At 65.4% G+C, this 19007-nt stretch carries 19 protein-coding genes and 1 tRNA gene; 9 read left to right on the top strand and 11 right to left on the bottom strand.

Going from position 1 to position 19007, the window contains the following annotated elements; genetic code table 11:
* Both C2U70_RS20960 and C2U70_RS20955 read right to left on the bottom strand, forming a co-directional pair.
* Positions 1-727: ABC transporter substrate-binding protein (locus C2U70_RS20960; protein WP_140980316.1), on the bottom strand; the 727-nt coding region annotated here is incomplete at its 3' end.
* Between the two features lie 989 nt (positions 728-1716).
* On the bottom strand, positions 1717-2076 hold the full coding sequence (locus C2U70_RS20955; RefSeq protein ID WP_140980315.1) for a DUF1428 domain-containing protein: 360 nt from the start codon (positions 2074-2076) through the stop codon (positions 1717-1719).
* 293 nt (positions 2077-2369) lie between these two features.
* Between C2U70_RS20955 and C2U70_RS20950 the strand changes: the two genes are divergently transcribed.
* A tRNA-Gln gene (locus tag C2U70_RS20950) sits at positions 2370-2443 on the top strand.
* A gap of 41 nt (positions 2444-2484) precedes the next feature.
* Here the strand turns inward: C2U70_RS20950 and C2U70_RS20945 are convergent.
* The 3 genes from C2U70_RS20945 to C2U70_RS20935 all read right to left on the bottom strand — a co-directional run bounded on the left by C2U70_RS20945 (position 2485) and on the right by C2U70_RS20935 (position 5232).
* On the bottom strand, positions 2485-2979 hold the full coding sequence (locus C2U70_RS20945; RefSeq protein WP_140980314.1) for a hypothetical protein: 495 nt from the start codon (positions 2977-2979) through the stop codon (positions 2485-2487).
* A gap of 91 nt (positions 2980-3070) precedes the next feature.
* Complete coding sequence (gene hydA, locus C2U70_RS20940; RefSeq protein ID WP_186294389.1) at positions 3071-4480, bottom strand: dihydropyrimidinase; 1410 nt, start codon at positions 4478-4480, stop codon at positions 3071-3073.
* Between the two features lie 11 nt (positions 4481-4491).
* Positions 4492-5232 (bottom strand): maleate cis-trans isomerase family protein, encoded by a 741-nt coding sequence (locus C2U70_RS20935; protein ID WP_140980312.1) that lies wholly within the window; start codon positions 5230-5232, stop codon positions 4492-4494.
* 261 nt (positions 5233-5493) lie between these two features.
* Here C2U70_RS20935 and C2U70_RS20930 point away from each other — a divergent pair, with 261 nt between their 5' ends.
* Both C2U70_RS20930 and C2U70_RS20925 read left to right on the top strand, forming a co-directional pair.
* A complete protein-coding gene (locus C2U70_RS20930; protein ID WP_433960696.1) occupies positions 5494-6150 on the top strand; it encodes a GntR family transcriptional regulator in 657 nt (218 codons plus the stop codon).
* Complete coding sequence (locus tag C2U70_RS20925) at positions 6147-6896, top strand: aspartate/glutamate racemase family protein (RefSeq protein ID WP_140980310.1); 750 nt, start codon at positions 6147-6149, stop codon at positions 6894-6896. Before C2U70_RS20930 ends, C2U70_RS20925 begins: the two co-directional genes overlap by 4 nt.
* Here C2U70_RS20925 and C2U70_RS20920 read toward each other — a convergent pair whose 3' ends face one another.
* The gene (locus C2U70_RS20920; RefSeq protein ID WP_140980309.1) at positions 6897-8285 is read right to left on the bottom strand and encodes an amidase; all 1389 of its coding nucleotides are present in this window, start codon (positions 8283-8285) and stop codon (positions 6897-6899) included.
* Between the two features lie 88 nt (positions 8286-8373).
* Here C2U70_RS20920 and C2U70_RS20915 point away from each other — a divergent pair, with 88 nt between their 5' ends.
* From C2U70_RS20915 to C2U70_RS20900, 4 genes are read left to right on the top strand one after another with little or no spacing between them, the layout of a single operon-like run.
* The gene (locus tag C2U70_RS20915) at positions 8374-9468 is read left to right on the top strand and encodes an ABC transporter ATP-binding protein (RefSeq protein WP_140980308.1); all 1095 of its coding nucleotides are present in this window, start codon (positions 8374-8376) and stop codon (positions 9466-9468) included.
* A 29-nt stretch (positions 9469-9497) separates the two neighbouring features.
* Entirely contained in the window at positions 9498-10544 is a 1047-nt protein-coding gene (locus C2U70_RS20910; RefSeq protein ID WP_140980307.1) for an ABC transporter substrate-binding protein, read from the top strand.
* Positions 10545-10554: 10 nt separating this feature from the next.
* Positions 10555-11418, top strand: coding sequence for an ABC transporter permease (locus C2U70_RS20905; RefSeq protein WP_140980306.1), 864 nt, complete (start codon positions 10555-10557; stop codon positions 11416-11418).
* Positions 11418-12233: an ABC transporter permease gene (locus tag C2U70_RS20900; RefSeq protein WP_186294388.1), complete on the top strand. Its 816-nt coding sequence runs from the start codon at positions 11418-11420 to the stop codon at positions 12231-12233. The genes C2U70_RS20905 and C2U70_RS20900 overlap by 1 nt, the downstream gene beginning before the upstream one ends.
* Before the next feature lie 17 nt (positions 12234-12250).
* Here C2U70_RS20900 and C2U70_RS20895 read toward each other — a convergent pair whose 3' ends face one another.
* A complete protein-coding gene (locus tag C2U70_RS20895) occupies positions 12251-12586 on the bottom strand; it encodes a hydroxyisourate hydrolase (protein ID WP_140980305.1) in 336 nt (111 codons plus the stop codon).
* Between the two features lie 29 nt (positions 12587-12615).
* Here C2U70_RS20895 and C2U70_RS20890 point away from each other — a divergent pair, with 29 nt between their 5' ends.
* Together C2U70_RS20890 and C2U70_RS20885 are read left to right on the top strand one after the other, a co-directional pair.
* Complete coding sequence (locus C2U70_RS20890; RefSeq protein WP_140980304.1) at positions 12616-13797, top strand: MFS transporter; 1182 nt, start codon at positions 12616-12618, stop codon at positions 13795-13797.
* The gene (locus C2U70_RS20885) at positions 13797-15161 is read left to right on the top strand and encodes an amidase (protein ID WP_433960695.1); all 1365 of its coding nucleotides are present in this window, start codon (positions 13797-13799) and stop codon (positions 15159-15161) included. The genes C2U70_RS20890 and C2U70_RS20885 overlap by 1 nt, the downstream gene beginning before the upstream one ends.
* Positions 15162-15170: 9 nt before the next feature.
* Here C2U70_RS20885 and C2U70_RS20880 read toward each other — a convergent pair whose 3' ends face one another.
* The 4 genes from C2U70_RS20880 to C2U70_RS20865 form a co-directional block, all read right to left on the bottom strand.
* Positions 15171-15623, bottom strand: a complete 453-nt coding sequence (locus C2U70_RS20880) for a MaoC family dehydratase (RefSeq protein WP_140980302.1) — start codon at positions 15621-15623, stop codon at positions 15171-15173.
* 288 nt (positions 15624-15911) lie between these two features.
* A complete protein-coding gene (locus tag C2U70_RS20875) occupies positions 15912-16724 on the bottom strand; it encodes a lytic murein transglycosylase (RefSeq protein WP_140980301.1) in 813 nt (270 codons plus the stop codon).
* A gap of 126 nt (positions 16725-16850) precedes the next feature.
* On the bottom strand, positions 16851-17648 hold the full coding sequence (locus C2U70_RS20870; RefSeq protein ID WP_140980317.1) for a shikimate dehydrogenase family protein: 798 nt from the start codon (positions 17646-17648) through the stop codon (positions 16851-16853).
* Positions 17648-19007: flavin-containing monooxygenase (locus C2U70_RS20865; protein ID WP_140980300.1), on the bottom strand; the 1360-nt coding region annotated here is incomplete at its 5' end. The genes C2U70_RS20870 and C2U70_RS20865, both read right to left, overlap by 1 nt.

Genomic DNA, 19007 nt, shown 5'->3' with positions numbered 1-19007 from the left:
CGTCGGGCTTCTTGTCCTTGAGCTGCAGCACCTGCGACTGCACATCGGTGGCGTTGACGGGATAGGCGACGTCGATGACGCCGGCGCGGCCCTTCTCCTTGAAGCCGGTGGCGATGGTGTTGGCGACCGACGAGCCGTATTCGGTGTTGTCATGGACCAGCGCGATCGTATCGGTCTTGGCGCCCGCGGCCTTCATGTCGATCAGGAACTGATCGTAGATGCGGACGAAGTCCGGCGCGATCGGCGTAGTGCGGAAGAACCATTTGAAGCCGCGCTCGGTGAGATTGGCGGCGACCGATTCCGGCGTCAGGAAGGGAATGCCGTATTTCTCGGAAATGGCACTCGCGGTCAGCGTGATGCCGGACTGATAGGCGCCGAGGATCGCGACCACCTTCTCTTCGGTGATCAGCCGCAGCGCCTGGTTCTGGCCGGTCGCGGGGCTGCCCTGGTTGTCGGCGATGACGATCTCGACCTTGGCGCCGCCGAGGCCGGCGAGCCTGGCATTCTTGGCCAGCGGAAGTTTTGCGAGCTCGGGATGGGCGTTGTTGATGACATCCACGGCGACCTCGAGCGCGGCCTTGGCGTGAGCGCCGATCGAGGCCGTGCCCCCGGACATCGGCAGGATGACGCCGATCTTGACGGTCTTGTCCTGCGCGCTGGCGGCTCCCGCCAGCGCAAGCGACATCGCGGCCGCGGAAAGCAGCCCAACTACCTGCTTAAATCTCATGAAATGTCTCTCCCAAAGGGTTTCCCCAACCAAGGCTTCTTGATGTGCGAAGGTTTGGGCCAGCAGGTTTGGGCCAGCCGCCCGCCTTCGTTTTGTTTTTCGTTTGGCTTCCTGGTGCGATGAAGATGGCATGCCGGCCTGGAACCGGCAAGGTGAAATGGATTTGCGCAATGCCGCATTGGGAGGCCGCCCACGCAACCGCGCGATCTTGCGAAGAGACGACGCGGCTTCGCGTTCTCGCGGCGCGATATGCCCGAGCTTTGCTGGCCGCTTCGCCCTCTCATTGAAGGAAGGGCGCAGGGAAGGCCGGGCGCCGGCTGGCACCCACGATCCGCGTGCGAGAAAACGCGCACGGGGTGACCACAGGTGTTGGCCGAAACGTCCGGCCTTCCCTGCGCGAATGGTTTTACGGCTTATGGCGCGCTCTCCCCGGGGAGCGATGCACTCTTGCCCCCGTCGCCTTGCGGATCACTGATGCGCGCGCCCGGTCGGACAGCTCGCATCACCACAAGCCTTGACGCCAGACTCCGGGCGCCAGGACCACACGCTTTTGCCGTCCGCGGAACGTCGCCACCGGACATCGGCGAGCTTGCGTGCGCTCACTCGCCAGGCCGGCGACGGACGTCGTTACAGCGCCGTGTCGATCCCGCGGATCGCGATGGCTCAAAGGCGTAACCCGCCCTGCACACCGCCTCGCGCGCCGACGCTGCCGCGTCCACCGCATCCCGGCCTACGGTTCGTGACGATCGCGAAACGTCCCTTTTGGCGGGCCGGGATAGCTTGCGTATAATCCGAAGTCGTGATTTCGGTCAATCGGAATATTTGGAAGCCGCGCGATTGACCGATCCGTGGCGTGATTTGCCCGTCGGGCAACGCAATCCCTTGGTGCCCGGCTGAAGCGCAGCGCAATCCGGCGCAACTCGATCTGCGCGGCACGAGTCCCGGATTACGCTTGCGCTCCATCCGGGCTACGGGCGAACGCGGTCAGTTCACGCCGGCGCGCGCGCCTGTAGCAGCGTGTTGAAGCCGCCAAAGATCATGCGCTTGCCGTCAAAGGGCATCTCGCCTCCCTTGAGGCGCGGATCGTCCATCACCTTCTTCATGATGGCGTCGCGGGCTTCCCGGTCGCGGTAGACGACCCAGGAAAACACCACGACCTCATTCTCGGTCGCCATCACGGCACGCGGAAAGGAGGTCAGCTCGCCATAGGGAACGTCGTCGCCGACGCACTCGACATAGTCGAGCGCGCCGTGCTCCATCCAGACGTCGCAGGCTTTCGCCGCGAGCGCCTTGTAGGCGTCGATCTTGTCTTTCGAGACGGCCAGCACGAAACCATCGACATAGGGCATTGGGAATCTCCTTGGGGTCATGTCTCGCACCAAGGACGATGCTGGGGCTGCGGGTCCGACTCCGGCCGACGATTTTGGGCTGAGGCAAACCGCCGCTGAACGCCCGTCGCCGACATCCGCCGCTGCGCGGGCCCTGCCCGTGGACCGCAAAAATCCCGTCCACCGCGGCGCTTGCAAGGCAGGGGGCGAGCGGGTAGAAACCCCTCCACGCCCGAGCCGCGATTTGCGCCAAAAGCGCCGCCGGCCGCCGCCGATCACTTCAATAAGCCATTGAATTCGTTCGGCAATTCCGTTGGGGAATGGTGTAACGGTAGCACAACAGACTCTGACTCTGTTTGTCTTGGTTCGAATCCAGGTTCCCCAGCCAGCTTCAGGCGATGCCCGGCAGCACGCCTGATCCAGTCCCCCCTACTTCCTGTTCTCCTCACAGAATTTCAGCGCCGCGAGCGCTTCGCCGAAGCGGGGAACCTGCAGCTCTATGCTGTCGTCGTCGTCATCCTCGAAATCGAGCGTGATGCGCTTGGCCTTCGACAGCGCGTCCATGATCGTCTGGTTGTACTCGAAGACGCCGCGCACGGTGGTCTTGTCCATGACCTCCCACTTGGCCTTCGCCATGATGTCCTTGTCGTCGGTGCCGAAATCGGCGCGCAGGATCTCGCCGGTCTTCTCCCACTCCCACCCGTCGTAGATCGCGACGAGGACGATGGCCTCCTTGGAATAGGTGATGACGATTGCGTATTCGCGGTTCTCGTCGTCCTTGTCCTTGTAGCCGCGGCTGGCGTTGCAGTGGGTGTCCTGCGTGCGCTTCTCGACGGTCCAGTCGCCGACCTTGCTCTGCTGGGCGAGCACCGGCGCACACGCAAATCCCGCGAGCAACGCGGTGACGAAAAGCAGTTTCTTCATGGTGAGCCTCCCCAGCCTGTTTGCCCGAGCATAGCAGGCGGCACGGGCTTCAACCACTGCGCGCGCGACTGATATCCCGTCGCAGGGGTGTTCAAACCAGGCTCGACTTGCCGCGGCTCAACAGCTCGCCCGCTCCCTTGCTGCCGACGATCTTGCCGCCCTCGTAGACCACGCGCCCTCGGGCAATGGTGGTGACCGGCCAGCCCGTGACCTCAAAGCCCTCCCAGGGCGTGTAGTCGGAGCAGTGGTGCAGGTCGGCCTGGCGAATGGCTTTTTTCAGCTTCGGATCCCAGAGCACGATGTCGGCGTCGAAACCGATGCCGATCGAGCCCTTGCGCGGATAGAGGCCGTAGATTTTTGCGTGGTTGGTCGCGGTCAGCTCGACGAATTGTTGCAAGGAGATGCGCCCCTTCGAGACGCCCTCGGAGAAGAACACCGGCAGCCGCGTCTCGACGCCGGGAATGCCGTTCGGCACCCAGCGGAACGAGGTGCGCGCATTCGGCGTCAGCTTGCCCTTGGGATCGTCGTAGCGGAACGGGCAGTGATCGGACGAGAAGGTCTGGAACACGCCCGTCGTGATACCCTCCCAGATCGCCTGCTGGCTCTCGACATCGCGCGGCGGCGGCGAGCAGACATACTTTGCGCCGCTCATGTCCATGTTGAGGCCCTTCATGTCCTCGGCCGTCAGCGTGATGTATTGCGGACAGGTCTCGGCATGCACGGGCAATCCGCGCTGCTGGGCCCAGCGCACCTGCTCCATCGCCTCGCGGCCGGAGACGTGCACGATCATGATGGGCACGCCGACGATCTCGGAATGGCTGATGGCGCGATGCGTCGCCTCGCGCTCGACGGCCTGCGGGCGGGACACGCCGTGGAAATAGGGCGCAATGTGCCCTTCCCGCTCGAGCTTTGCGGTGAGGAAGCGGATGGCGTCATAGCCCTCGCAATGGACCATCACCAGCGCCTCCTCGCGGCGCGCGACCTCGAACACCTCGAGAAGCTGCTTGTCGCTGAGCACGAGGTCGTCATAGGTCATGAACACCTTGAACGAGGTGTAGCCGTCCTTGACCAGCGCTGGCAGCTCCTGCCCCAGCACGACCGCGGTCGGATCGGAAATGATGAGATGGAACGCGGTGTCGATGTAGCATTCGCCTTCCGCGAGCTTGCGATAGGCCTCGACGCAAGCGCGCAGCGAGGTGCCCTTCTCCTGCAGCGCAAAGGGCAGCACCATGGTGTTGCCGCCGGCTGCAGCCGATCGCGTGGCCGAGGCAAAGTCATCGGCCATCACCACGTCGGGGCCGGAGGCCTGCGAGATGTGGACGTGGCTGTCGATGCCGCCCGGCAGCGCCAGCAGGCCGGTGGCGTCGATCTCGCGCGCGGCGCCTTCGATGCCATCGGCGATGCTGACGATACGGCCGTCGCGGATACCGATGTCGGCGCGGAATTCGTCGCTCGCCGTCACGATCGTTCCGCCGCGAATGGCAAGATCAAGCTGTGTCACCAAACCCTCCGTCAATTTACCCGCGCGGTCGTCTGGAAGATGCGACCCCAACCCGACAACACCCTGGGGTCGGCTCCGGCCAGCCCCATGGTCCGCCAGAGCGTGACCGCAACCGAGTCCAGCACCGCGATATCCAATTCGCTCTCGAGCGAGGCTGCAAGTGCTGCGCCATCCAGATTGGTGCAGAGAACGACCACCGCATCGGCGCCCTCGCCGGCGACCGCACGGATCATCTCGGCGATCGTCGCTGCCTGGACCTCGCCGAAGGAGAAATTGTCACGTAGTCGCAGATGACGCTCGGCGTGGCAGGCGATGCCGGCCTGCTTCCAGACCTCGCCAATGCGCGTCTGCACGTCGTCGATATAGGGCGTGACGAAGCCGACGCGCGCAGCACCGAGCGCCCGCACTGCATCGATCGAGGCCAGTGTGGATGTCGTTGCGGGCGCACCGGTCCGCGCCGTGATCGCCTCGCACAGGGTTTTGTCGCGATCGATGCCGAGCCAGCTTGCGGACGTCCCGTTCCAGGCGATGGCATCCACCTTGGCGTCCGCCAGCAGATCCGCGGCCGGCAGCATCACCGATGCATCGAACTGGTTCAGCGCGGCCTGATCGAGCGCGATCTCGGTGACGCGAAAGCGCGAGAAATGCGCAGTGATTCCAGCAACGTCGGCCAGCATGGCGGCAGTCACGGGCTCAAGTACCGAATTCGACGAAGGCGTGATCATGCCGAGGCGTTTGCGCTGAGCGGTCATTGCATTCCTGTCCGTCGGGACCGCGAAAGTCATCGCGGCTGCAGCCCGTATGCAATCTTCCGCCGCCCTTTCCCGCGGCGCAACAGCCAATTGCACACTGCATGCAATTTCACCGTTATGTCTTCATTTTCAGCGCGCTATGATGATATTTTGGGCGACGGTTTCGACGATGCCCGGCTAGGATCAATTCCAACAGGTGAGGCACGCGTGCAGAAGCAAACCGACGCTCAAGGCGGACGCAGGCCGTTGAAGCTCAAGCGCATGGGGCTGCATGAGCGCGCCGCGGCGCGGATGCGGACGATGATCATCCGCGGCGAGCTGCCGCCGGGCTCGCAGACGCAAGAGACAAAGCTCTCGAAGTCGCTTGGTGTCTCACGGACGCCGCTGCGCGAGGCGATGAAGGTCCTCGCCGCCGAGGGCCTGATCGAACTCAGGCCCAACCGCAGCCCGCGCATCACCGATCTTGCGACCGACGGCATTCTGGAGCTGTTCGAGGCGCTGGCCGGCATCGAACGCCTCGCCGCCGAGCTCGCCGCTGCGCGCGCCACCGAGCGTGACCTGCAGCGGTTGCACACGCTCCAGACCCGCATGGAAGGCTTTCACCGCGACGGCAAGCTCGACGATTATTTTGCGCTCAATGGCGAGATCCACGCGACGATCGTGCGATTGGCCCGCAACGCGCCGCTTCGGGAGGCGCATGAAACGCTGCTCTCGCGCGCCGAACGTGCCCGCTATCTCGCGCTCGGCGCCGACCGCCGCTGGAGCAATTCGGTCGACGAGCACGCCGGCATTTTACAAGCGCTGGAAGCGCGCGACAGCGAGGCTGCCGGGCGCCTGCTCTTCGCACATGTCTACCGGACCGGCACGGCGCTCCTCGAAGTGCTCGCCAAGCCCAACCTCCGGGCAGGTCGGCCATGAAGGTGCTCCTGCTCAACCCCAATATCAGCGGCGAGATCACGCGCCTCATGCTGGACGTCGGACAGCGCGCGGCTGCACCGGGCACAGAACTCATCCCCTGCACAGCGACGCGCGGCGTGCCCTACATCGCCACCCGCGCCGAGGCGCAGATCGGCGGCGCCATCGCGCTCGAGATGCTCGCCGAACGCCATCATGAGGTCGACGCCGCCATCATCGCCGCCTTCGGCGATCCCGGCCTGTTCGCCGCGCGCGAGCTGTTCGATATTCCCGTCATCGGGCTTGCGGAAGCCGCGATGCTGACGGCCTGCATGGCCGGACGACGCTTTGCCATCGTCACCTTCGCCCAGGCGCTCGGTCCCTGGTACGAGGAATGCGTCCGCGCGCATGGACTGTGGGAGCGCTGCGCCGGCATCCGCATGCTCGATCAGTCCTTCGCGCACATCTCCGACGTCGCAACCGAAAAGGAGGACCTTCTCGTCGCGCTCGCCAACCGCGCCGTCATCGAGGACGAGGCCGACGTGCTGATTTTTGCGGGCGCGCCCCTGTCCGGCCTTGCCGAGCGCGTGGCCGACCAGGTCCCCGTCCCCGTGATCGATCAAGTCGTGGCGGCGGTGAAACAGGCCGAGGCGCTGGCCGCGCTTCGCCTGCGCAAGGCGACTGCGGGAACATACCGCCGACCCAACGCCAAGCCGACCACCGGCCTTGCCGCCGCGCTCGCCGCGCGGCTCGAACATCGCGACATCTGATCAGGTAGGCGGCCGGCGATGCGCAAACCCCAGCTTGTTTTCGAGAGTGCGGCCGAAGGCAAACAGGCGGGATTCGCAGCCGGGCGGCGCGATGATCTGGATGCCGAAGGGCATCTCGTTCACACCCCGGCGCGTCGGCAGGGTCAGGACCGGGAAGCCGACCAGCGACACGATGAAGGTGATGGCGAGATAGTCGATCGGCGTCTCCAGTGGAGCGCCGTCGATGGCGGTGACATCGCTGATCTCGTTCGGCCAGGGAAACACGGAGGCCGCCGGCGCGACGAGGAAATCGGCGCGGGTGAACAGCTCGCGAAAGCTGCGATAGATCGCGGTGCGGCGGCGCTCGGCGTTGAGATAATCCTCCGCCGAGAGCTTGGCGCCGGCCTCGATGTTCCAGATCACGGTGGGCGTGAGCTCGGCGCGTCGCGTCTTCAGGAGATCGCCGTAACTGTTGGCGATGTGCGCCGCGCGCAGGGTGCGAAACGTTTCGATCGCGCCGCCGCAATCGGGCGAGGACGGTGCGAGATCGGCGATGCGCGCCAGCGCCTCGCAGGCCTTCTCAAACCGTGCACGAACCTCGCGCGCGACCGTCGCGACACCGAAATCGGGCGTGACGGCGATCCGGGGACGATCTGCGAGGGATCGATCATCGCTGGGAACGTCGATGGAAAGTGGATCGCGCGCATCGCGACCGGCGCAGACGGACAACGCCAGCTCGAGATCCTCGACGTCGCGGGCCAGGAAACCGTGGGTCGCCAGCATGTCCCAGCCGAGCGGCCGGCGCGGCGAAGCAATGCGGCCGGGTGTCGGCCGGATCGAGGCGACGTCGCAAAAACTTGCGGGCGTGCGCACCGAGCCGCCGAAATCGGTGCCGTGCGCCAGCGGCACCATGCGGGAAGCTACAGCGACGGCGGAGCCGCCGGACGACCCACCGGAGGTGAGAGCCTTGTCGAAGGGATTGCGCGTCGGCCCGCACAGCCGGTTGGTGCAGACAGCGCCGAAGCCGAACTCCGGCGTGTTTGTCTTGCCGATGACAACAGCGCCGGCGCGCCGCAGGCGTTCAACCACGAGATCGTCCTGCGCGGGCACATGGTCACGAAACAGCACGGAGCCGTAGGTGGTCGTAAGCCCAGCAGTGTCGGTGAGGTCCTTGATTGCGACGGGTACGCCATGCAACGGACCAAACGGCGCGGGCGCCGCGTCGCAGACATCGGCTGCACGGCGCACACCCTCCGCATCGACAGTCACGAACGCCCACAATTCGGCGTCCTCACGCGCGATCCGCGCGAGATGCGCATCGACGGCCTCGCGCGCGGAAAGCTCGCGACGCGCGATCGCGCGCGCAAGAGTTGTGGCCGTGAGGTCGCAAGGCGATGGCTGAGATGTCATCGCGCCACCTTGCCCGAACTGATCATGAAAAGCGACCACCTCGGGCACGAGACTTGCTTTCTCCTTCCGGAGAATGGGAGGCATCATCATGGCTGACAGCCCCAGCGGCCGTTCGCTCGTCGTCGACGCCGTCACGCACCGCTATCCCAGCGGCGCGCTCGCGGTCGAGAACATCAACCTCGACATCAAGGGCGGCGAGATCATCGCCCTGCTCGGCCCCTCCGGCTGCGGCAAGACGACCCTGCTGCGGATCATCGCCGGCTTCATCGCGCAGACGCAAGGGCGCATCATCATCGGCGACGACATCGTCGACGCGCTGCCGCCGAACCGCCGCGCCGTCGGCATTGTGTTCCAGAACTATGCGCTGTTCCCCCATTTGTCGATCTCCGAGAACGTGGCCTACGGGCTCGCAGCGCGCGGCATCGACAAGGCCGAGCGCCAGCGCGAGGCACAGCGCCTGCTGGATCTCGTGCAATTGCCCTCGATGGGTGAACGGCTGCCGCGGCAGCTCTCGGGCGGCCAACAGCAACGCGTGGCGCTCGCCCGCGCGCTCGCGATCAAACCGTCGATCCTGCTGCTTGACGAACCCTTTGCCGCGCTCGACAAGAACCTTCGGCTCGACATGCAGATCGAGGTCAAGCGCCTGCAGCGCGTCTCCGGCATCACGACGCTGATCGTCACGCACGACCAGGAAGAGGCCCTGTCGATGGCCGACCGCGTCGCCGTGCTGAGCCATGGCCGCCTCGAACAGTTCGGCACGCCGTCCGACGTCTACGACCGTCCGCAGACACTGTTCGTGAACACGTTCGTCGGCTCCTCCAACCGCATGCCCGGCACTGTCGTCTCCTCCGACCGCACCGCCGCCAAGGTGCGGCTCGATGCCGGGGCCGAAATCATCGCGCGGCCCGCGGCTGGTGCGCTGGCTGACGGTGGCCGCGTCACCGTGTGCATCCGGCCCGAGCACCTCCAATTCGTCAGCGACGACACCGGCTTTGCCGGCGTGGTCGGCATGTCGCTGCCGCTTGGGGCGACTGTGGTGCACGAAGTGAAGACCGCCGACGGCTCAGGCGTCAAGGTTTCGCAGGCGCGGATCGGCGAGACGCACGCGCTTGAGAATGGCGCTGCCGTTCGCGTCGCCCCGCTCGCCCCCGCACTCGCCAACGCATTTCCCGCAACCCTTTAGCAACAGTAACTCGTGCAACGGAGCCCGACATGAACCTCAATCGCAGAAGCCTGCTGACGACCGCGCTGACACTCGGTGCGATGAAAGCCTTTCCCGGATTGAGCTATGCCCAGGCTCGGCCGCTGGTGTTTGCGACCTTCACCGGAAGCTGGGAAGAGGCGCACAAGGCCGTGCTGGTGCCCGCCTTTCGCAAGGCGAATGCGGATGCGCAGATCGTGCTTGACCCCATGCTGTCGGTCGACCAGATCGCCAAGGTCAACGCCGCCAAGGCCAATCCGCCGATCGACGTGATGCTGCACGACCCCGGCCCCGCTCTGCTCGCGATCGGCCAGGATCTGGTCGAACCCTATCCGGTCGAGAAAAGCGCCTACTACAAGGACCTGATCGCCGAAGCGCAGGAGCCGACGGGACCGGCGCCGTTCTTCCAGGTGGTCGGCCTCACCTATAACCCCGAAGCGGTGAAGACTCCGCCGACCTCATGGGCCGATCTCTGGAAACCCGAGTTCAAGGGCCGCGTCGGCATCACCAATCTGAACTCGACACTCGGCACCGGTTGGCTGGTCGAAATCGCGAAAATGCGCGGCGGTTCGGAGGCCAATGTCGATCCCGGCTTCAAGGCGCTGGAAGAGCTGAAACCCAACCTCGCTGCGGTCGCTGCCAATCCCGGCGCGCTGGCAACGCTGTTCCAGCAGGGCCAGATCGACATCTCGCCCGGCAATTTCAACGCCATCCAGATCCTCAAAGCGCGCGGCGTGCCGGTCGAATTCGTGGCACCGAAGGAAGGCGCCATCGCGTTCAAGACCACCATCCACATCGTCAAGAATTCGCCGAACCGCGAGCTCGCCTTCAAACTGATCGAGGCCGCGCTGACGCCGGAGGTGCAGACCACGCTAATGAACCCGCCCTACCTGATCGTGCCGACCAATTCCAAGGTCACGATGGGCGGCGAGATCGCACGCGTGCTGGCCAAGGACACGGCCGAGCTGAAGAAAAAATTCGTGTTCCAGGACTGGAAGAAGATCAACGAGCAGCGCTCGGCCTGGATCGAACGCTTCAACCGCGAGATCAAGCTTTAAGGGCATCGCCATGGGCGCAGCACCGGCCTCACGCGACGTGACATCCTACGGGATGGGACTGGCAGTGCCGCTGGCGCTGTTCTTTCTGGTCTTCTTCGTCGCGCCGCTGCTGCAACTGCTCTGGCTCTCGCTGCACAACGATACGGCCGGTCTCCATTGGGGGATCGGCCAGTATCTCCACTTCCTGACCGATCCCTTCAGCCTCAGCGTGCTCGGCTCGACGCTGTTGCTGGGCGCCGAGGTCACCGCCGTTTGCCTCGTGCTCGGCTTTCCCATCGCATGGCTCTATCAGCGGGTCGGCCCGCGATTGCAGACCGTGATCATCCTGATCGTGCTCTTGCCGCTGCTCACCAGCGTCGTGGTCCGCACTTTTGCCTGGATCGTCATCCTGGGACGTCAGGGCATCATCAACGCGACCTTGCAGTCGCTCGGCATGATCGATACGCCGCTAAAACTGCTCTATACCCAGTTCGGCGTCGTGATTGCGCTGGCGCAGGTGCAGATGCCCTTGATGACGCTGCCGCTGATCACCGCGCTCGGCCGCATCGATCCCAATCTCGACGACGCCTCCTGCTCGCTCGGTGCCGGAAGCTGGCGCACCTTCTGGCGGATCGTGCTGCCGCTGTCGCTGCCCGGCGTGATCGCCGGCTGCACGCTGACCTACGCCGCAGCGATCACCGCCTTCATCACGCAATCGCTGATCGGCGGCGGCCAGATGCTGTTCATGCCGATGTATCTCTACCAGCAGGCCTCGACCCTGCAGAACTGGCCCTTTGCATCGGCGATCTCGATCATCTTCCTGCTGGCCGTGCTCGCCGTCGTCTCGGTCTTCACCACGCTCGGCCGGCTGTCGCGCGGCTATGGAGGCGCCTGATGAGCGGCCGCAAGCGCACTTGGGAGGCCATCAGCTTCGAAATCGTGATGACCGCGATCGCGTTGATCGCGCTGATCATCATCATCGCGCCGTCGCTCGTGGTGCTGATCGTCTCCTTCACCAGCGGCTTTTCGCTTCGGTTCCCGCCGCCGGGCTATTCGATGCGCTGGTATGTCGAACTGTGGAACGCATGGCAGTTGCACTTCGCGGCCAAGAACAGCCTGATCGTGGCGCTGTGGGCCACGGGGCTATCGATCGTGCTGGGCGTTGCGGCCGCGCTCGCCATCTCGCGGTCACGGACGCTGTCGGCAAAGCTGCTGGATTCGCTGTTCATGTCGCCGCTGGTTCTGCCGGCGCTCGCCTTCGGTCTCGCAGCCCTGATGCTGTTCTCGCTGGTCGGCCTGCCCGTGTCGCCGCTGACGCTGGTGATCGGCCACACCGTGGTCTGCGTCCCCTATGTCGTACGCAACACCATCGCGGCGCTGGCCCAACTCGAGCCGACGCTGCTGGAGAGCTCGGCGATCCTCGGTGCCAGCCGGACTTACACGTTCCGCCGCATCGTGCTGCCACTGATCCGGCCCGGCATCATCGCCGGCGCCTTCATCGCGTTCATGTCGTCCTTCGACAACGTGCCGGTGTCGCTGTTCCTGCGCGATGCCGCCACCGACATGCTGCCGATCCGGATGTGGCAGGATCTCGAAGGCAAGCTCGACGTGACGATCGCGGCACTTTCGGGCGTCCTGATCATCGCGACCGTCGCGCTTGTGGCAATCATGGAGCGCGTCACCGGATTGTCGCGGCGGCTGACCAATTGAGCCCGACCGCGCTGTCCTCAGGCGCCGCGGAACAGCGAATAGCCCCAGCGCGTGAACTTCAGCGGCAGATGAAAATGCTCGTCGACATCAGCTATCCTGAACCGGAACGGGGTCACCGAGAGGAAGCCGTTGGCATCCGCAAAGAACTCACCGAGATGGAACAGCACCTCGTAGACGCCGGTCTCGACCCCCTCGCCCTTGGTCACGGGATGATCGAGCACGCCGTTCGCGGCAAGATGCCCCTCGGCAATGCGTGCCCGCGCCGGCTCGATGCGCCAGATCTCGACCCGCAGGCCCTGCGCGGGCTTGCCGCTCGCAACATCGACCGCATGAATGGAAATACCGCCTGCCAATTCGTGCTCCCTTCGCTCAACTCGCCGCCATGATAGACGCAGACGCAGCCGCAAGACCAGCGCCGGCGCTGCTGCCGGCGCTTGGCGCGATGACCTGGCTCCAGGCCCTGGTTGCGCTGGCGCTGTTCGCGCCGGGGGTGGTCGCGCCAAGGGCACATATCGAAGTCTGGCAGCTTTCGACGTTTTCGTCAGCGGTCTTTGCCGTCGGCATCCTGGCCTCGTTCTGGGGCGGCGGCATCATCACGCGCCTCGGCTCGCTTCGGGTGGCGAGCCTGTGTGCAGCGGCAATTGTGCTCAGCATGGCGTTGGCCTCGCTGGGATCAACGGCCGCGCTGCTCGCCGCCGGCCTCTGCCTCGGCCTCGCCTTCGGTCCGGAGACGCCCGCGAGTACTGCGCTGCTGGCAAAGCTGGTAACGAACGAGCAGCGCGCTTTCGTGTTCTCGGTGCGCCAGACCGGCAACCAGATCGGTGCCGTGCTTGGGTCGATCGCCCTGCCGGCGATCGCACTCTCGCTGGGGCCGCACTGGTGCTACGCCGCGGTCGGTGTCAGCGCGCTCGTGGGCATTCTCCTGTTTGAACGGCTGAGGCCTGCCTATAGCGGGCTCACGACCGCACCCGCACAACTCGGGATGCGCGCGCGGATTACGCTTGCGACCGCAGACCGGCGGATCGCCGCACTGGCGCTGGCTTCGATGCCGTTCAGCGCCATGCAGGTCTCGCTCAACACCTGCTTCGTGATTTTTGGAACGCGCGAGCTCGGGCTGAGCCACATCGAGGCCGGCATGGCGCTCGCCTGCGCGCAAGCCGGCGGGCTCGCCGGTCGGCTCGGCTGGGGCTTTGCGGCGATGCGTCTCAATGCCTCGCGCATGATCCTGATCGTCATTGGACTGGGCATGGCGTTTTGTGCCGCGCTCCTCGGCGCCTATGGCGCATCGCTCGGCCCTGCCGGACAATTCATCGCCGCGACGCTGTTCGGGCTGACCGCGTCAGGATGGAACGGCGTGTTTCTCGCCGAGATCGCACGGCTCGCGCCGCAGGATCGTATCGGCGAGACGACCGGTGCGGTCTTGACGGCGTCCTATGCCGGGCTCCTGATTGCACCGGCGCTGGTCTCGGTTATCGATGCCGTCGCGGGCCTTGGCACCGCGTTCGTCGTGCTGGCCGTGCTCGCCTTCTGCGGCACATTGGCGCTGATGCGCGGAGACAAATGATGGATGCGAGGCTCAACGCGTATGACATTGCAGCCGACGTCGCGGCAGGACGAATATCCGCCGTCGCGATGGCGCAGGCCGTGCTCGACCGGATCGAAGCGGCAGCCGCGCTGAATGCGGTGGTCACGATCGATCCCGCGCAGACGCTGGTCGATGCCGCCACGGTCGATCGTCGCCGCGCAGCCGGCGAGACCATGCCGCTCGCCGGCGTGCCGATCGTGGTGAAGGACAATATCTGGGTCGGCGGCTGGCGCGTGACGCAGGGCTCGCGGCTGTTCGCCGACTTCGTCGCGCCGCGTGACGCCATCGCGGTCGAACGGCTGCGCAAGGCCGGCGCCGTCATCGTCGGCATCGGCGCCACGTCCGAGTTCGCCTGCAAGGGCGTCACGACCTCGCCGCTGTTCGGGCCGACGCGGCATCCGCTCAACCCGGAGCTCACCCCGGGCGGCTCCTCCGGCGGACCGGCCACCGCGGTCGCGGCCGGCCTCGTTCCGCTCGCGATCGGCACCGATGCGGGCGGCTCCAGCCGGAGACCGCCGGCCCATGTCGGCGTGGTCGGCTTCAAGCCGTCTTATGGCGCCATCCCGTATGGCCCGGGCTTTGCCGAGCCCTTCTTCGGCCTGTCCGTCATCGCGCCGATCGCAGCGCACGTCGCCGACGTCGCGCTCGCATTCGAGAGCATGGCCGGTTTCGATCCGCGCGATCCCGACTCTGCCATCATCGCGGACGATGCCGATGACCTCTCGAGCGCGCGCATCGCCTTTTCGCCACGCCTCGGCTTCGACGTGGCCGTCGACCAGGCTGTCGCCAACGGCGTTGCCCTCGCCGCCGACCGTCTGTCCGTGAGCGGGCTTCGGATCACACAACGCGATCCCGTCTGGCCGGCGGGTGCCACTGAAGAGGCCATCATGCCTCTTCAGCACGCCGGCCTCGCCGCGCTTTATGGCGACGCGTTTCGCCGCGACCCCACCGTGTTCGATCCTAATATCGCCAAGCAGATCGAGCGCGGGCTGTCTTGGTCGGGCGCGGAGGTTGGGGCCGCGCTCGGCGCCAGCGCCGCGATTGCGCAGGCCTTCGCGCTCCTCTTCGGCGAGGTCGATCTGCTGCTGACGCCGACCGTGCCTTGCGTCGCCTGGCCGTTCACACAGCTTGGTCCTGACACGATCGGCGGCCGGCCTGCGAGCCCACGCGGGCATGCGGTCTTCACGCCCTTCGTCAATCACGCCCGGCTGCCGGCGATTTCGATTCCGTGTGGCAAGGACGACAAGGGACTTCCATTCGGCCTGCAAATCATCGCGCGGCGCGGCGCGGACAGGACGCTGCTGCGCGCCGCGCGGCGGATCGAAGCTATCCTGCAGGGGTAGAGCGCTTCGTCAGGCCTGAGGCCTGCGCGGCACGATCGCAATCGGGGTGAAGGTGTAGACCTCCTCCCCCTTCTGATTGAACATGGACCACTTCACCAGCGCGATGCCCTGCGGCTTGGTCTTCGACGGGGTCAGGCTCATCACCTCGCCTTCGAGATGGAGAATGTCGTCGGCGCGCACCGGCATCGTCCAGCGCAACCCGTCCACACCAGCCCCGATCAGGGGGTGCGGGCCGAAGGGACGTATCTGCACGGCAAGGTTCATTGCGATGGCAGCGGTGTGCCATCCTGACGCAGCGAGGCCCCTAAAGAGGGTCTTTTTTGCGGCCTCGTCATCGAGATGCATCGGCTGCGGGTCGAACTCGGCGGCAAACCGCTTGATGTCGGCCTCGGTGACCTTCACCTCGCCCGACCTGAACCGCATCCCGACCGTGAGATCGTCGAACCATTCGACCGGCGCCATGAGAAACCTCGATCATTTCCGGGGTTCCGACGAAACCCCTTTCCCAGATGCACGAAACATTCTTGAAACAGAGGGACGCCTATCCTCCCTGCAAAATTAGACAGGGACGGCCACCATGGAATTCCTTCTCAACCTGATCTCGGACTATGCCTGCGGCCAATGCCTCGTCGCTCTGCCCCTGCGGGAGGACGAGCTATGATCGAGCTGATTTCCGCCCTTCTCGCCCTCTGCAGCATCGGCGTTTTCGCAGCCCACGCGCTCGACGCCTATCGTATGACGCACTGAATATCAGCGGGCGGCCTGACCGCCGCCCTCGTCGATTTGCCGGCCCATCAACGCGATGGCCTTCTGGTACACGCCCGCGGCATTCCAGGCCTCGATGGCGGCAAAGTTCGGCTCGCCGGGTTGATAGCCGGCCCCTGCCCGCCAGCCATGCGCCTTCAGGAACGCAGCGGTCGAATTGAGCGCGTTGGCTGAATTTTCGAGATTGCCGGTGCCATAGGCCAAGATGTTCTTCGGCATGAACTGGGTCTGGCCGACCTCGCCATGCATGGAGCCGCGGGTTGCGCCTGTCAGCACGCCACGGTCGATCAGTTTCAGCGCCGCATAGAGCTGGTCGGTGAAGAACTCCGGACGGCGGCAGTCATAGGCCAGCGTCGCAATCGACGACAGCATGTTCTGGTTGCCGCGCTGGCTGCCAAAGCCCGTCTCCATGCCCCAGATCGCGATCAACGGCCCCGGCGGCACGCCATAGCGCTGCTGGATCGAGGAGAACAACGCCGCCTGCGACTGCTTGAGCTGCCGGCCCTTGGCAACGATGGTGGTGGCGCCGCGCTTGGCGAGGAACTGATCGAGCGTCAGCGAGAAGCTGCGCTGGCTGCGGTCGGCATTGATGGTGGCGCTGGCATAGTTTGCCTGCATCAGCGCGCCGATCGCGGTCGGGCCGATGCCTTTGCCTTGCGCCTCGGCGCTGAATTCGCGCTTCCAGGCCTCGAAGCCGGCCGGCGAGCTGCCGCACTGCGCAGCCTCGGCGCGTGGCGTGGCCGCCGCGAGAAGCATCGTGCCGAGAAAAGCCGTCGCGATCGTCCTGGCCTTGGTCATTCGAAAATCCTTGTCGTGAAATCAAGTCGCATGATCCTACGGCACTGTGAATTTCTCAAGCCGCGACGCCGTCAATCGGAGTACGCGAGAGGCTTGACACGCGATGAACGGTCACACTCCGACGCCTTATTCGCCGCTCTGCCCGAGTAGAAAGTCCACAATGATGCCCTGATGCTGCCGGTACATATCGGTTCCGGTCGCGGTGACGCAGCCGATCTTTCGCGCGGCCGTGATGAAGGGCGGGATTTCGGGCACGGTGATGACGCAGCCGCAATAAGTCGATGGTGTCAGCTTCGTGACGTCGACGGGCAACGGATCGCCTTCCTTCATGCCGGCGGGCGTCGCGTTGGCGACGAAATCGAAGCCTGTGGGATCAGCGGAGCCCACCCGCGCATGGCCCTTGCCGAGCTGGTTGAGCCGGTCGATCAGCGCATCGCGACGCTCGGTCGCGCTATCGTGAATGGCGATCTCGCTGACGCCGGCTTCGACCAGTGCAAGTGCGATGGCTGAGCCTGCCCCGCCCGCACCGACCAGCAGGGCGCGCATCCCGCGGGGGTCGATCCCTTTCGATCGCGCGGCCCCGAGGAAGCCGAGGCCATCGACCATGTCGCCATGCCATGTGCCGTCCGCACGGCGGCGCATCAGGTTCACTGTTTGCAGGAAATGCGCGCGATCGGTCGCGCTCGCGCAGGCCTGGTAGCAGGCGAATTTGTGCGGAATGGTCGCCACGATGCCGTCGAGATTCTTCAGCCGCGCCGCCACCGAGAGGAAATCTGGCAAATCAGCGGGTGCGACCTGCACAGGAACGAGGATGGAGTTACGGCCGCGCGCGACAAACTCTTCCGTCACACCGGCCGGCGAACGCACCTGCGCAATGGGATCGCCGACGATGACGTAGAGCCGCGTTGCGCCGGTCGGAATCATCATTTGGCCAGGGCCGGAGATGCGGCCGTCTCATATGTCAGCTCCAGCCCCTCGAGCTGGCCGTCCTTGCGCCAGCGATCGAGCAGCCTGAGGAACGCGACCGGGCCGCGCCAATACTGGCTGTTGCGGGCGGCGATCGGATCGAACACGCCTTCATTGTTGTAATAGCCGGGCGTGCATTCGGCGAGATAGGTCTGGCGCCCGAGCGCGGCGCGCACGACCTCGTCGACCCAGGCATTCTCCGCCGCAATGGTCGGTTCCAGCGTCCGTGCGCCGCGTTTGCGCGCCTCCTTGATGACATAAGCGATGTGCTGGGTCTGCTCGTCGATGATGTGCGGAAAGTTTGCGCTCTGGCCGGCCTGCACGGTGACGATGAGGAAGCAGTTCGGAAAGCCGCGGCTGTAGAAGCCGTGCAGCGTCTGCACGCCGCCGCACCAGCGTTCACTGAGGCTGAGGCCGTCGCGGCCATAGACCTCAAAACCCATGCGGCGCGCATAATCGGTGCCGACCTCGAAACCGCTGGCATAGATCAGGCAGTCGAGCTCGTAGGCCTTGCCGTCCACGACGACGGCGTTCTCGGTGATGCGCTCGACGCCCTGCCCTTTGGTGTCGACGAGATGCACGTTCGGCCGATTGAAGGTCTGGAGATATTCGTCGTGGAAGCATGGCCGCTTGCAAAAGGCCTTGTACCAGGGTTTGAGCGCCTCCGCGGTGGCGGGGTCCTCGACCAGCGCATCGACGCGCGCGCGGATCTGCTCCATCTTGGCGTAGTCGGCCTGCTCGATCACCCTCAGCGCCTGTTCCATCGAGGTCACCGGCTGCGGCTGGCGGCGCGGCGCCAGCAGGATCTCGCCGAGCAGGCCGGTCCAGCCATCCTGGACCAGATCCTGCTCGAACGGTTCGCCCGAGATGACGGCGGTGAAATTGTCCATGCGCTCGCGCTGCCAGCCGGGCTTCAGGCTTTTCGCCCAGGCTTCGTCCGTCGGACGGTCATCGCGCACGCCGATCGCAGAGGGCGTGCGCTGGAAGACGTACAGCTCCTTTGCCGAGCGTCCCAGATGCGGAACGCATTGCACTGATGTCGCACCGGTGCCGATGATGCCGACGCGCTTGTCGGCAAGGCCGGTGAGATTCCCCTCGGCCGTTCCGCCGGTGTAGGCGTAGTCCCAACGGCTGGTGTGGAAGGTGTGGCCTTTGAACGTCTCGATACCGGGGATACCCGGCAGCTTTGGTCGGCTCAGCGGACCACCGGCCAGGATGACGAAGCGCGCGCGAATTTTGTCGCCGCGATCAGTCTCGACCAGCCAGCGCGACTCCTTGTCCTGCCATGTCATCTCGCGGATGACATGGCAGGACAAG

Origin of the sequence: Bradyrhizobium guangdongense, assembly GCF_006483445.1 — a bacterium.
Lineage (GTDB): Bacteria > Pseudomonadota > Alphaproteobacteria > Rhizobiales > Xanthobacteraceae > Bradyrhizobium > Bradyrhizobium guangdongense_A.
The sequence above is the reverse complement of the archived record's forward strand: the minus strand, read 5'-3'. Positions and strand labels throughout refer to the sequence as shown.

What these genes read in the sequence shown, in the direction of transcription:
- C2U70_RS20955 (WP_140980315.1), bottom strand. Translation starts at nt 2,076, where the DNA reads ATGCCCTATGTCGATGGTTTCGTGCTGGCCGTCTCGAAAGACAAGATC.
- C2U70_RS20945 (WP_140980314.1), bottom strand. Translation starts at nt 2,979, where the DNA reads ATGAAGAAACTGCTTTTCGTCACCGCGTTGCTCGCGGGATTTGCGTGT.
- C2U70_RS20935 (WP_140980312.1), bottom strand. Translation starts at nt 5,232, where the DNA reads ATGACCGCTCAGCGCAAACGCCTCGGCATGATCACGCCTTCGTCGAAT.
- C2U70_RS20930 (WP_433960696.1), top strand. Translation starts at nt 5,494, where the DNA reads ATGGGGCTGCATGAGCGCGCCGCGGCGCGGATGCGGACGATGATCATC.
- C2U70_RS20925 (WP_140980310.1), top strand. Translation starts at nt 6,147, where the DNA reads ATGAAGGTGCTCCTGCTCAACCCCAATATCAGCGGCGAGATCACGCGC.
- C2U70_RS20920 (WP_140980309.1), bottom strand. Translation starts at nt 8,285, where the DNA reads ATGACATCTCAGCCATCGCCTTGCGACCTCACGGCCACAACTCTTGCG.
- C2U70_RS20915 (WP_140980308.1), top strand. Translation starts at nt 8,374, where the DNA reads ATGGCTGACAGCCCCAGCGGCCGTTCGCTCGTCGTCGACGCCGTCACG.
- C2U70_RS20910 (WP_140980307.1), top strand. Translation starts at nt 9,498, where the DNA reads ATGAACCTCAATCGCAGAAGCCTGCTGACGACCGCGCTGACACTCGGT.
- C2U70_RS20905 (WP_140980306.1), top strand. Translation starts at nt 10,555, where the DNA reads ATGGGCGCAGCACCGGCCTCACGCGACGTGACATCCTACGGGATGGGA.
- C2U70_RS20900 (WP_186294388.1), top strand. Translation starts at nt 11,418, where the DNA reads ATGAGCGGCCGCAAGCGCACTTGGGAGGCCATCAGCTTCGAAATCGTG.
- C2U70_RS20890 (WP_140980304.1), top strand. Translation starts at nt 12,616, where the DNA reads ATGATAGACGCAGACGCAGCCGCAAGACCAGCGCCGGCGCTGCTGCCG.
- C2U70_RS20885 (WP_433960695.1), top strand. Translation starts at nt 13,797, where the DNA reads ATGGATGCGAGGCTCAACGCGTATGACATTGCAGCCGACGTCGCGGCA.
- C2U70_RS20880 (WP_140980302.1), bottom strand. Translation starts at nt 15,623, where the DNA reads ATGGCGCCGGTCGAATGGTTCGACGATCTCACGGTCGGGATGCGGTTC.
- C2U70_RS20875 (WP_140980301.1), bottom strand. Translation starts at nt 16,724, where the DNA reads ATGACCAAGGCCAGGACGATCGCGACGGCTTTTCTCGGCACGATGCTT.
- C2U70_RS20870 (WP_140980317.1), bottom strand. Translation starts at nt 17,648, where the DNA reads ATGATTCCGACCGGCGCAACGCGGCTCTACGTCATCGTCGGCGATCCC.